The sequence below is a fragment of the Arthrobacter sp. B6 genome, assembly GCF_001663775.1.
GTDB lineage: Bacteria > Actinomycetota > Actinomycetes > Actinomycetales > Micrococcaceae > Arthrobacter.
In genome coordinates, this window is the sequence record NZ_KV467168.1 from 2,024,627 (window position 1) to 2,037,647 (window position 13,021).

Sequence of the window (13,021 nt, forward strand, 5' to 3'; positions counted from 1 at the left end):
GGCAACCGCAATGGCACTCCTCGAATTACCCACAAAGAACAGGCAAAAGAAGGAAGCACCCCCGGAAGACGCCCTGACCGGCACTCCCGGCACCCGGTTCTCCCGCCACTTGATTCTGTGCCTGGTAGGCCTGGTCATGCTGTACCCGTTGCTGTGGCTGATCTCCAGTTCCTTCAAGCCCAGCAACGATATCTTCCGCCAGCTCGGGCTATGGCCGGAGAACTGGGACTTCAGCAACTACGAACAGGGCTGGACGGCGCTGAACCAGCCATTCCACGTCTACCTGATCAATTCCCTGATCGTGGTGGTGTTCTCCATTGTGGGCAACATCTTCTCCTGCGCCCTGGCCGCCTACGCCTTCGCCCGGATGGAGTTCACCGGCCGGAAGCTCTTCTTCGCCCTGATGCTGGGGACCCTGATGCTGCCCGGCCACGTGCTCCTGGTGCCGCAGTACATCATCTTCTCCCAGCTGGGCTGGCTTGACACGTACCTGCCGCTGATCGTTCCGAACTTCATGGCCACCAACGCGTTTTTCATCTTCCTGATGGTGCAGTTCATGAAGGCACTTCCCAAGGAGCTCGACGACGCCGCCCAGATCGATGGCTGCGGCCCGTTCCGGACCTTCCTTCGGGTGATCATGCCCCTGTGCATCCCCGCCATGGCCACCACCGCGATCTTCACCTTCATTTCCACCTGGAACGAGTTCTTCGGCCCTCTGCTCTACATCCAGAACCAGGACCTCTACACAGTTCCCCTGGCTTTGCGTGCCTTTATGGACTCGGAAGGCCAGAGCATGTGGGGCCCGATGTTCGCCATGTCCGTGGTGTCCATCGCCCCCATCATCGGATTCTTCATCGCCGGGCAGAAGTACCTCATCAACGGCATCGCCACCACCGGGCTGAAGTAGCGCCCGGCCCCCGGGCCGCCGCTGCTGCCGCTCCTGCCCGGAGCGGCCCGCATCGCGGTACCCGCCTGCTTCTCCGTACGCATCACTGACTGAACATCCCTTACCGAAGGAGTCCTGGCTGGAGGCTGCCCGGACACAAAACAAAGGAGTTTTGCATGAGTTTGCGACGTCTATTAGGGGCAGCCACCGCCGTCGTTATGCTGGGGAGCCTCGCGGCAATCCCAGCCGCCCACGCGGCACCTCCAGGAGCCACGCAACAGTCCGGAGCCCTGCCCGCCACCCTGTCTGCAGATACCGAAGGCACGCCGGAAGCGATGTGGAAGCAGACGCCGGACGGCTTCGCTTCCCTCCCCGGATACGGACTGGCCGGAACCACCGGAGGCCAGGCAGGCAGGATCGTTACAGCGTCCACGATCCAGGAACTCAAGGACTACGCGGCGGCTGCTGAACCGCTGGTCATCTTTATCCGCGGCACCGTCAGGGCCACGGACTACATCAAGATCCCCGTGGCCGCCAACAAGAGTTTCATCGGCGTGGGGGCGGGCGCCGAGGTGGTGAACGCCGGCTTCAAGCTCATCAATGTCTCCAACGTCATTTTCCGGAACTTCACTGTCCGGGATTCCTACATCCCGGGCGACTGGGACGGCAAGCGCGCGGACAACGACCGCGATGGCCTCCAGCTGGACACCACCCACCACGTCTGGGTGGACCACATGAAGTTCGAGCGCATGGGTGACGGCCTGATCGACACCCGCAAGGACTCCGACCTCATCACGTACTCGTGGAACGTCTTCGCGGACAACAACAAAGCCCTGGGCGTCGGCTGGAGCTCCAATGCCGTGACCCGCATGACCATCCACCACAACTGGATCCGCAACACCACCCAGCGCAACTTCAGCCTGGACAACACCGCTGCCGCCCACGTCTACAACAACTTCCTCCAGGACATAGGCCAGTACGGAATGATGGGCCGCAACGCCGCAAAGGTGGTCCTTGAGGGCAACAGCTTCAGCGCCGTCCAGGATCCGGTGGTAGCAAAGGACCCCGGCACCGAAGTGTTGAACCGGGACAACGTCTTCAACGGCACCCGCGGCCGCAAGGACAATGTGGGCGCCGCCTTTGATCCGACGCAGTACTACGCCTACCAAAAGGACGACGCCGCCCGCGTACCGGAGATCGTTGCCGCCGGCGCAGGGCCGCGAGGGAACAGCGCGCCGAACAACACCACCGAGATCACCGTCGCGCTGGACGGCACCGGCGATTTCGGCAGCCTCCAGGCCGCCATCGGTTCCATCCCCAGTGGCAGCACCGCGCCGCGCACCATCACCGTCAAACCCGGCACCTACCGCGAAACAGTGAATGTTTGGGCTGACCGTCCCAACCTCACCATCCAGGGTGCAACAGCCAACCCCGCCGACGTCGTCATCACCTACGACACTCCGGCCAACGGCGTGAAATTCTTTGGCGGCACCTGGGGTACAGCCGGAAGTCCCACGGTGACCATCTCGGCTGCCGGAAGCACGGTGCGGAACCTGACGATCGAGAACAACTACGACGAGGCCGCCAACGGTCCCAGCCAGGCGCTTGCCGTCCGGTCCGTGGGTGACAGGGTGACTTTCGACAACACACGGTTCCTGGGCAACCAGGACACCTACCTCGCGGACACCGCCGGCCGCGACGCCACGGCCCGCACGTACCTCAAGAACTGCTACATCGAGGGTGACGTGGACTTCATCTACGGCCGCGGCACCGCTGTCCTCGACGGCTGCACCATCCATTCCCTGGACCGCGCCAGCGCCACCAACAACGGCTACATCGTGGCCCCGAGCACGAAGAACTCCAACCCGTACGGCATCCTGATCGTGGACAGCAACCTCACCTCCGACGCCGCTGCCGGAACCGTCAGCCTGGGGCGCCCCTGGTTCGCGAGCAGCGATCCGAACGCGCACCCCATGGCCGTGATCCGGGACTCCGTCGTGGGCAGCCACATCGCCGTCCGCGGCTGGGCTGACATGAGCGGCCACTCCTGGACCGAGGGACGGTTCGCCGAATTCAACAACAGCGGACCTGGCGCCTACGTCAACGAGTTCCACCCCCAGCTCACGCCGGAGGACGCACTCAAGTTCACCAAGGAGACCTTCCTCGGTGACTGGACCCCGGCGGGACGTGGCTGAGATGGCAAACGCACAAGAGATGAACATCCGACGGCGGACCCTCCTTGCCGCCGGCCTGACAGCCGGCGGACTGGTGACCTCCGGCCTGCTCAGCCCGGCAGCGACGGCGGCGGGCGGGAGCAGGCTGCATCCCGCCGTCGGCTCCAACGGTTTCGCGGAAGCCGGGCTCCCGATCGACCGTGCGCTCGGCAATCCGACGGAGGGCGGCGGACCGGCTGCGTGGACCGACGCACCCCAAGGATTCGCCGGCGTTGCCGCGCACGGCCGCGCGGGAACCACCGGTGGGGCCGGCGGCCGGTTGGTCCACGCCAGCACGCCCGACCAGCTCCGGGCCTTTGCGAAAAGTCCCGAACCGCTGGTGGTGATCCTCCGGGGTGAACTGGTGTTCCCGCAGTACGAGAAGCTGACAGTCACTGCCAACAAGTCCTTCCTTGGATCAGGTGAAGGAGCCGCGGTGGTGAATGCAGGCTTTAAGCTCATCAACGTCTCCAACGTGGTGTTCCGCAATTTCACCGTCCGGGACTCCTACATCCCCGGCGACTTCGTGGGGAAACGCCCGGACAACGACAGGGACGGGATCCAGATGGACACCTGTACCCACGTATGGGTGGATCACATGTATTTCACCCGCCTCGGCGACGGCCTGGTGGACGTCCGCAAGGACTGCGACAACGTCACCCTGTCCTGGAACGTCTTCGCGGACCACAACAAGGCCCTGGGCGAAGGGTGGACCCAGAATGTGGTCACCCGGATCACCGTCCACCACAACTGGATCCGGAACACCCACCAGCGGAACGCCAGCCTGGACAACACCGCGGCCTCCCACGTCTACAACAATTACCTGGAAAACATCTCCAGTTACGGGATGCTGGGCCGGAACGAAGCCCTGCTGGTGGTGGAGGGCAACTACTTCCGAAATGTCCGGAATCCGCTGCACCACCAGGGTCCGGGCGGTGAGCTGGTGGCCCGGAACAACATCTTTGACCAGTGCAGTGGCAACACCGGCCAGGAACGGGGTCAGGCGTTCGACCCCGCCGCGGCATATGCCTATGAGCTCACGCCCCCGACGGCGGTTCCTGCGCTCGTGCGCGCATTCGGCGGACCTTTGGGCGGCACGGACCCTGCAGCACAGAAGGTCATCACGGTGGCGCTGGACGGCACAGGGAACTTCGCCAGCATCAGGGCAGCCGTGGGGGCCATCCCCTCCAACAACCCCGGCCCCGTCACGGTGCTGATCCAGCCCGGCACGTACCACGAGCCCTCCGTAATCTGGGGCGACCGGCGCAACGTTACCCTTGCGGGGGCGACGGGAAATGCCGCGGACGTGGTCCTGACCAACAGCGAAGGCGTCACCCTGCTTGTGGCGGCGGACGGCTCAACGGTGCGCGACCTGACAGTCACCTCCGACACCCCGCAGGACGGCAACGTCCTGCAGACCACGGGAAGGAATGTCAGCTACGCCAACGTGACGGTTCTCAACGGAACGTCCGGGTAGCTGTTCCCCCAGCCCCCCACCAGGAGTTTTTGTCCACTTATGGCGACTTTGAGGGCCCCTAAGTCCCTGTAGCTGGACAAAAACTCCGGGGGCGAGGGGTCTGGCCAAGGCTCACAAACTGCTACTAGGCTTCGAGAACCGCCCGCAACCGGGAATCGAAGGCGATCACGAGGAGCGAAGTTGTCCAACCACACGTACAGCATTTCTGAAATTGTCGGCACGTCAACCCAAGGCGTGGACGACGCCGTCCGGAATGGCATCGCCAAGGCGTCCCAGACCCTCCGCAACCTTGACTGGTTCGAGGTGAAGGAAATCCGCGGTCACCTGGAAGAGGGCAAAATCGCCGACTGGCAGGTCACCATCAAGCTGGGTTTCCGCCTGGAAGAACACTGATCCTCAAAAACACTGACCGTCCATGATCCAGGCAGTGATGGCCGCGCCACCGGGCGCGGCTATCACTGTTTAATTTCAGTTCGACGAGACAACGCCTGTGGTGCGCCGGCGCCATATGGTGGGCACGCCGTCGAACGCGGGAAACACCTGGCCCTCGAAAAACGAAAGGACCGTGTGGGGGTCAGCCTCGGGGCTCCAGAGTCCGGAAGCAGGGCAGTGTGAGCCGGTGCTGGCGGCCCGGCTGTTGCTGAGGGCGGTGACCTGGCGTTCCTTGAGCAGTGCGATGCGTTTCATCGTTGAGACCATCCTTGGTGGAGAAAAAAGCTTGGTTCTCCAGCCTAGGAAGGGTGCAACCCCGGCCCAATGGGCTCCTGGCCAGAATCCTTGCGGTGGGCTGGCCAAAAGTACAGCAGAGTTGGCAGGGCGCTGCCGGTCACTCCCGGTTTTCGGCGACCGCGGGCGGCGCTTCAGCAGGCGGCTGCTGCGGCCCCGGCTCTGCCACGGCACTGGCACTGGCACCGGCACTGGCACTGGCACTGGCACTGGCACTGGCACTGGCACTGGCACTGGCCTCCACGCTAAGGCTCAGCAGGGCCAGCGCGTCAGCCGACGGCGAGCCAGGCCGGGCGGAAAACACCCGGAGCATCTGGTCGGGATCGTCCGGGAGGACAAGGTTTTCAAAGTTCAGTTCCAGGTCTCCGACGGCGGGATGATGCAGCCGGATGCTGCCCGCAGACCGGGTGGCCACGCGGTGCCCTGCCCACCATTGACGAAAATGCTCGCTGTGCACGGCGAGCTCACCGACCAGCTGGTTGGCCTGGGCATCATTGGGGTGCCGCCCGACATCCACGCGGAGGGCACCGGCCGCTTCTGCCGCCACAGTCTTCCAGTCGCGGAAGAGCTCCCGGGCACCGGGATCGAGGATCAGCCAGCGGGTGAGGTTCCGTTCGTGGGCCGGAAGGGACGTGAAGTCCGTGAAAAGGAGGAAGGCCATCCGGTTGCCGGCGAGGACGTCGGTCCGTCTGCCCAACACCATTGCCGGGACGTCCCCCACAGCCTCCAGGAGCTGGCGGAGGGCCGGACGCACCGCCTGCGCCGGACCGGGGGAACGCGTGCTGGCCGCGCAGTTTTCCAGGAGGTCCATCATGTGCGCATGTTCGCCCGCGTCGAGGCGGAGGGCCCGGGACACGGAATCAAGCACGGTCCGCGAGGGGTGGATGTTCCTCCCCTGCTCCAGGCGGATGTAGTAGTCCGTGCTGACGCCTGCGAGCCGTGCCACTTCCTCGCGCCGGAGGCCAGGCACGCGGCGCGCGCCGGAAGAACTTTCCGCACCGGCATCTTCCGGACTCAGCCGGGACCGCATGGCCTTCAGGAATTTTCCAAACTCGGCGCTCTGACCCATGCACCCTATTCTGCACGGCAAATGGCGGCTCCTTCTACAACGAAGGTAGGACTGCCAGTCCTAGGAAAAACAGGGACAGGGCCAGGGGCTGACTATCGGGGCGAAAATGCATAGGCTCAGTAGTGAGCCAGCGGAAACCGCTTTCTCATAGAGTCATTTGTCGAGCAGCCGGCACACATCCAGCACCACGCACCACGCACCAGCTAAGGAGCACCCATGTCAGAGCTGACCCTAAACAACGGCGTCACCATCCCCCAGTTCGGCCTCGGCGTTTTCCAGGTTCCCCCGGAGGACACACAGCGGATCGTCGAGGATGCCCTGGAAGCGGGCTACCGCCACATCGACACGGCAGCCGGCTACCGCAACGAGGCCGGCGTTGGTGCGGCCATTGCGGCCACGGGCATTCCCCGCGAGGAAATCTTCGTCACCACCAAACTCCGCAACGGTGAGCAGGGCCGCGCCCAGGAAGCGTTCCAGAACAGCCGCAAGGCACTGGGCCTGGATTACGTGGACCTGTACCTCATTCACTGGCCCGTACCGTCGCAGGGGCTCTACGTCCAGGCATGGAAGGAGATGGAGCGGCTGTACGAGAACAAGCAGATCCGCGCCATCGGCGTCTCAAACTTCCTCGCCGACCATCTGGACACCCTGCTGGAGTCTTCCGAAATCGTCCCCGCCGTCAACCAGATAGAGCTGCACCCCAGCTACCAGCAGGCCGAACTGGCCGCCAAGTGCCGCTCGCTGGGCATTGCCGTGGAGGCCTACAGCCCGCTGGGGCAGGGCGGCGACCTCAACGGGAACGCCGTGACCGCCGTCGCCCGGGCGCACAACGCCACCACCGCCCAGGTGGTGCTGGCGTGGCACCTCGCCGAGGGCACCATCGTGATTCCCAAGTCCGTGGACCCCTCACGGATTCGCGAGAACTTTGCGGCCACGTCCCTCACGCTCACCGAGGACGAGCTTGCGTCCATCACGGCCCTGGAGTCCGGTGCGCGCATCGGTTCCGATCCCGCCGTCGCATCCTTTTCCCAGCTCTAGAAAGCCACCCCCAAGCCAAAGGACCCAACATGCAGTACACCCACCTCGGCCGCTCCGGCCTCAAGGTCTCCCGCCTCTGCCTGGGCACGATGAACTTCGGCCCCCAGACCGAAGAATCCGACGCGCACTCCATCATGGACTCCGCATTGGACTCCGGCATCAACTTCTTTGACACCGCCAACGTGTACGGCGGCACCGGGCACCGCGGCTGGACTGAGGAGATCATCGGCCGCTGGTTCGCGCAGGGCGGCGAGCGCCGCGAACGGACCGTCCTGGCCACCAAGCTCTACGGCACCATGACGGACCGCCCCAACGAGTCCAGGCTCTCGGCCTTGAATATCCGCCGGGCCCTGGACGCCAGCCTGAAGCGCCTGCAGACGGACTATATCGACATCTACCAGTTCCACCACATTGACAGGGACACCCCGTGGGACGAGATCTGGCAGGCCATCGAGGTTGCCGTCCAGCAGGGCAAAATCCTGTACTCCGGCAGCAGCAACTTCGCCGGCTGGCACATTGCCCAGGCACAGGAGGCCGCCCGGCGCAGGAACTACACAGGCCTGGTCAGCGAGCAGTCCATCTACAACCTCTTCCGCCGCGAGGTGGAGCTTGAAGTCATACCGTCCGCCCAGCAATACGGCGTGGGCCTCATCCCGTGGTCACCGCTGCAGGGCGGGCTTCTCGGTGGAGTGTTGAAGAAGCAGGAACAAGGCGTCCGCCGCACCGAGGGCCGGGCCCTGGAAACGCTGAAGAAGCACCAGGACCAGATCCAGCAGTACGAGGATTTCGCGGATGAACTGGGCCACGCGCCCGGTGATATCGCCCTGGCGTGGCTGCTTCACCAGCCCGCCGTCACGGCACCGATCGTGGGCCCTCGCACGCAGGACCAGCTCGACGCCGCCATCCGGGCTTTGGATGTCACGCTCGGCGCCGACGCCCTCAAGCGCCTCGACGACATCTTCCCCGGGCACCGGCCCGCGCCGGAAGATTACGCGTGGTGAACCCGCTCGGCCTGGAAGCCGACACGGTGGCGCCAAGAAGCATCCTCTTCATCGGCGGCACCGGCGTCATCAGCGCGGCGGCGGCAGAGCGCGCCGTCGCGCTGGGGCACCGGCTGACCGTCCTGAACCGCGGCCAGCAGACCGGCCGTCCCGTGCCGGACGGCGCGGAGGTCCTGCACGCGGACGTGCGTGACGCATCCGCGGTGCGGGACGTGCTGTCCGGGCGGGAGTTCGACGCCGTTGCGGACTTTATTGCCTTCACTCCTGAGCAGGCGCGGGCAAGCATCGACCTGTTCCGCGGGCGGACCGGACAATACGTGTTCATCAGCTCAGCCTCCGCCTACCAGAAGCCGCCCACCCGGCTGCCCATCCTGGAATCCACTCCCCTGAAAAATCCGTTCTGGGAGTATTCACGGAACAAGATCGCTTGCGAGGAAGTGTTGTTCGAAGCCTACCGCTCGGAGGACTTCCCGCTCACTGTCGTGCGCCCGTCCCACACCTACGACCGCACCAAGATCGCCATGGTGGGAGGCTGGACCGACGTGCACCGGATGCGTGCCGGACTGCCGGTACTCGTGCACGGTGACGGAACCTCGCTATGGACGCTCACGCACAGCCGGGACTTCGCCAAGGCTTTTGTGGGGCTGCTGGGCCGGCCGCAGGCTGTGGGCGAGAGCTACACCATTACCTCTGACGAGTATCTGCCGTGGAACCAGATCTATCGGCTGTTCGCCCGGGCAGCCGGCGTCGCCGAGCCGGAACTGGTCCACGTGGCCTCGGAAACCATCGCCGCTCACAGTGCCGAACTGGGAGCCAACCTGCTGGGCGACCGGTCCCATTCCGTGGTCTTCGACAACACCAAGATCAAGTCCCTTGTACCTGGCTACACGGCAACCATTCCATTTGCGGACGGAGCCAGGGAGATCGTGGACTGGTATGACATCCATCCTGAACTTCAGGCCGTGGACCAGCAGTTCATGGACCTGAGCGACCGGCTGATTGGCTGGGCCCGCCGCCCAGGGTGAGCGACGCGTCCTTAGGACCAGCTGCGGACCAACTTCTACAACGTTCTAAATACTCCGGATCTTCGTCGGGCGCAAGGCTTGTATTGTGTCCCAAACCACCACTAAGTTACTGGGGAAGCGTTTTCCCATTCCGAAATTGAAAGGATTCATCGATGAATCCGAGCAGGAAATCAGTGCGCCGTTTTTCGGTTGCCACGGCGGCCGGCCTGGCCCTGACCGTTGGCTGCATCGCCACCCCGGCAGCCGCCGTCGAACCTTCTCCAAAGCCAGCCACCGCGGGCGTCCAGCTGGACTATCTGGACCGCGGGCTGGTGGCCGCCGGAACGCCTGGAGGCGTGTTCCTGAGCTGGCGCCTCCTGGGGCACGAGGCAACCGGGTCCACGGCGACTGGCCTCACTGGCACCGACTTCGCGGTGTACCGCGACGGACAGAAGCTGGCAACGGTCACGGACAGCACCAACTACCTCGACGCGAGCGGAAAGGCGACGTCGGAATATGACGTGCGCGCCGTCGTCGGCGGCGTGGAACTGGACCGGAGCGCCACCGCCACCTCGTGGAGCGGCAACTTCAAGGACATCCCGCTCAAGAAGCCGGCCGACGGCGTGACGCCCAAAGGTGAGGCCTACACCTACTCGGCAAATGACGCCAGTGTGGGAGACGTGGACGGCGACGGGCAGTACGAATTCGTGGTCAAGTGGGACCCGTCCAACGCCAAGGACGTCTCCCAGGTGGGCTACACCGGCAACACCTATGTGGACACGTACAAGGCTGATGGCACCCTGCTGCACCGCATCGACCTCGGCGTCAACATCCGCGCGGGCGCGCACTACACCCAGATGCTGGTCAACGATTTCGACGGCGACGGCCGCGCGGAGATGATGTTCAAGACGGCGCCCGGCACCAAGACGGTCACGTACAACCCCGACGGTTCGACGGCCCGTGAGTCGTTCATCTCGCTGCCAACGGAGGATGTCGCCGCCGGGTACGCCAACACCGACGACTACCGGATGAGCGCCGCCGACTACTACGAACATATGGTGGCTACCTTCCGGGGCTGGCACGACCATCCCGAGGTCAAGGCGGGCAACTGGCCGGCAACGCTGGAAGAGGCGTTCGGCATCGCCCCGCAGTACCAGTACCCCCTGTCCCGGACGGACGCCGAGGCTGTCACCAACTACTTCATGGACGTCTACGCCCCATCCCGCAGTGCCCGGAACAACCTGCGCGCCTTCGAAGGGTTCATCCTCTCCGGCCCCGAATACCTGACGGTCTTCGAGGGTGCCACCGGCAAGGAGTTGAAGACCGTCTCCTATGAGCCAGGCCGGCACGACGACGGCCTGATGTGGGGCGACTACGCCATGTCCCGGATCGAGCCAGGCAACCGGGTGGACAGATTCCTGGCCGGCGTCGCCTACCTTGACGGCAAGAAGCCCGCCGCCGTGTTTGCCCGCGGCTACTACACCCGGTCAACCCTGGCGAGCTACACCTGGGACGGCACAGACCTGAGCCCGGTCTGGAACGTGGACTCCGGCTGGACCCCGATGACCAACCCGTTCAACGACGGCCCGCATGGCCGCGATGGCACGGATCCCGTGTTCGGCAAGCTCACCACGCAGGGCTTCCACTCCCTCAGCGCGTCGGACGTCGACGGCGACGGCAAGCAGGAAGTGGTCTACGGTTCCGCAACCATCGACGACGACGGCTCCCTCCTCTACAGCTCCTTCGACACCATGCCCCCGCAGAGCGCCACCCCCGGCGAGGAGGCACGCCTGGGGCACGGCGACGCCATGCACGTGACGGACATCGACCCAGACCGGCCCGGCAAGGAAATCTTCACCGTGCACGAAGGGGGAATCTGGGCGCCCTACGGTTACGCCATGCGGGACGCCGCCACCGGCGAGGTGCTGTTCGGCGAGTACTCCGGCCGGGACACCGGCCGCGGCATGATCGGCGACGTCGACCCTGATGTGCGGGGCATTGAAAACTGGGCCATCGGCATGCAGTCGGCCGACGGCGACAAACTATCCACTACGTCCCCCGGCACCAATATGAGCATCAAGTGGGCAGCCGACATGACCACCCAGATTGTGAACGGCTCGGGTAACCAGACCCCCACCATCGATGACTGGAAGCGCGGCCGGCTGCTGACCGCCGAGGGAACCCGCACGAATAACGGCACCAAGGGCACCCCCAGCCTGGTGGCCGACGTGGTGGGTGACTGGCGGGAGGAGATGCTGGTCCGCACGGCCGACAGCTCGGCGTTACGGATGTACGTCAGCACCGAAGTTACGCAGCACAAGCTCTACACGCTGATGCACGATCCGCAGTACCGCGCCGAGGTGGCGCGCCAGAACACCTCCTACAACCAGCCGTCCTACACGGACTTCTACTTCGCCTCGGATATGGACTTCAGCCACGTTCCACTGCGCGCCGCCTGGCTCCCGGGCAGCGTCAAGGCTCTCCAGCAGACCCTGGAGGACCTGGTTGACTCCGGCGACGTAGCTGGACCGGTGACCGGCCAGCTTACGGCCAGTGCGCAGCAGGCCGCCAAGGCTGTCAACGACGGCGATGCCTCCAAGGCGGGTCAGGCCATCCAGCGCTTCGCAGGCTTCCTGGTTCAACAAAAGAAGAAAGACGAGGTGTCCGACCTGGCGCGAACCATGCTGGATTACCAGGCCAGGAATATTCTTCGGGCATTCGAGGGCTAGGAAAGGCGAAAGCACGAGAGACTGTTGCAATGACACTTTCACCGCTCATCAAGCTCAATGACGGTCACAGCATCCCCCAGATGGGACTGGGCACCTGGCCGCTGGACGACGACCAGGTGGCTGCCGCCGTCGTCACTGCCGTGGAAGCCGGGTACCGGCACATTGATACCGCCGTGAAGTACGGAAACGAGGAAGGCGTGGGCAACGGCATCCGGGCCAGCGAGGTGGATCGCAGCGAAATCTTCGTCACCACCAAGCTTGACGGCCAGTTCCAAGGTCAGGACCGGGCCGTTGAAGGGCTGGAGGGCTCGCTGAGGAGGATGAAGCTGGACTACGTTGATCTGCTGCTGATCCACTGGCCACTCCCTGCGCGTGATGAATTCATTTCGACGTGGAAGACGTTCGAGCGGCTGCAGGCGGAGGGGAAAGCCCGGTCCATCGGCGTCTCCAACTTCAAACCGGCGCACCTGGAGCGGCTACTGGCCGAGACGGACGTGGTGCCGGCGGTGAACCAGATACAGCTCAGCCCGGCCATCACCCGTGTGGCTGAACGGGAGTTCAACGCCAGGCACGGCATTGTCACGGAATCGTACAGCCCGCTGGGTGGTTCCGGGGCCAGCCTGCTGGACGCTCCGGTTCTCGCCCAGCTGGGTGAAAAGTACGACAAAACGCCCGGGCAGCTCGTGTTGCGGTGGCATATTCAGAACGGACTTGTGGTCATTCCCAAATCCGGCGATCCGGAACGGATGAGGGAGAATCTGGACGTGTTCGATTTCGCCCTGGATCCGCAGGATCTGGCCGAAATTGCCATCCTGGACGAGGGTCCGGGCGCGGGCATCGATTCGGACGTGTCGGGACACTGATTCGGCCCTGAAATG

The 13,021-nt window shown here is 64.4% G+C and carries 11 protein-coding genes; 9 read left to right on the plus strand and 2 right to left on the minus strand.

The genetic code is table 11. From position 1 onward, the window contains the following. The first annotated feature begins 10 nt into the window (after positions 1 to 10). The 4 genes from AU175_RS08875 (at position 11) to AU175_RS08890 (ending at position 4,969) form a co-directional block, all read left to right on the plus strand. Positions 11 to 907 carry a carbohydrate ABC transporter permease gene (locus tag AU175_RS08875; RefSeq protein WP_066287615.1) on the plus strand — a complete coding sequence of 299 codons (897 nt, stop codon included), beginning with the start codon at positions 11 to 13 and terminating at the stop codon, positions 905 to 907. 155 nt (positions 908 to 1,062) lie between these two features. Further along, positions 1,063 to 3,081 carry a pectinesterase family protein gene (locus tag AU175_RS08880; RefSeq protein WP_066287619.1) on the plus strand — a complete coding sequence of 673 codons (2,019 nt, stop codon included), beginning with the start codon at positions 1,063 to 1,065 and terminating at the stop codon, positions 3,079 to 3,081. Continuing rightward, positions 3,053 to 4,576 (plus strand): pectate lyase family protein, encoded by a 1,524-nt coding sequence (locus AU175_RS08885; RefSeq protein WP_231938500.1) that lies wholly within the window; start codon positions 3,053 to 3,055, stop codon positions 4,574 to 4,576. The genes AU175_RS08880 and AU175_RS08885 overlap by 29 nt, the downstream gene beginning before the upstream one ends. A 180-nt stretch (positions 4,577 to 4,756) precedes the next feature. After that, positions 4,757 to 4,969 (plus strand): dodecin, encoded by a 213-nt coding sequence (locus tag AU175_RS08890; protein WP_066287620.1) that lies wholly within the window; start codon positions 4,757 to 4,759, stop codon positions 4,967 to 4,969. Between the two features lie 75 nt (positions 4,970 to 5,044). Here AU175_RS08890 and AU175_RS08895 read toward each other — a convergent pair whose 3' ends face one another. Further along, positions 5,045 to 5,263 carry a hypothetical protein gene (locus AU175_RS08895; protein ID WP_066287623.1) on the minus strand — a complete coding sequence of 73 codons (219 nt, stop codon included), beginning with the start codon at positions 5,261 to 5,263 and terminating at the stop codon, positions 5,045 to 5,047. 139 nt (positions 5,264 to 5,402) lie between these two features. Continuing rightward, positions 5,403 to 6,371, minus strand: coding sequence for a helix-turn-helix domain-containing protein (locus AU175_RS08900; RefSeq protein WP_066287625.1), 969 nt, complete (start codon positions 6,369 to 6,371; stop codon positions 5,403 to 5,405). A gap of 216 nt (positions 6,372 to 6,587) precedes the next feature. Here AU175_RS08900 and AU175_RS08905 point away from each other — a divergent pair, with 216 nt between their 5' ends. From AU175_RS08905 to AU175_RS08925, 5 genes are all read left to right on the plus strand, one after another. Beyond that, positions 6,588 to 7,409: an aldo/keto reductase gene (locus AU175_RS08905; protein ID WP_066287629.1), complete on the plus strand. Its 822-nt coding sequence runs from the start codon at positions 6,588 to 6,590 to the stop codon at positions 7,407 to 7,409. Between the two features lie 29 nt (positions 7,410 to 7,438). Beyond that, positions 7,439 to 8,410 carry an aldo/keto reductase gene (locus AU175_RS08910; protein WP_066287631.1) on the plus strand — a complete coding sequence of 324 codons (972 nt, stop codon included), beginning with the start codon at positions 7,439 to 7,441 and terminating at the stop codon, positions 8,408 to 8,410. Beyond that, positions 8,404 to 9,435: an SDR family oxidoreductase gene (locus tag AU175_RS08915; protein ID WP_066287633.1), complete on the plus strand. Its 1,032-nt coding sequence runs from the start codon at positions 8,404 to 8,406 to the stop codon at positions 9,433 to 9,435. The genes AU175_RS08910 and AU175_RS08915 overlap by 7 nt, the downstream gene beginning before the upstream one ends. Before the next feature lie 152 nt (positions 9,436 to 9,587). Then, positions 9,588 to 12,143, plus strand: a complete 2,556-nt coding sequence (locus AU175_RS08920) for a rhamnogalacturonan lyase (RefSeq protein ID WP_066287635.1) — start codon at positions 9,588 to 9,590, stop codon at positions 12,141 to 12,143. Between the two features lie 29 nt (positions 12,144 to 12,172). Further along, entirely contained in the window at positions 12,173 to 13,006 is an 834-nt protein-coding gene (locus tag AU175_RS08925; RefSeq protein WP_066287638.1) for an aldo/keto reductase, read from the plus strand. The last annotated feature ends 15 nt before the right edge of the window (positions 13,007 to 13,021 follow it).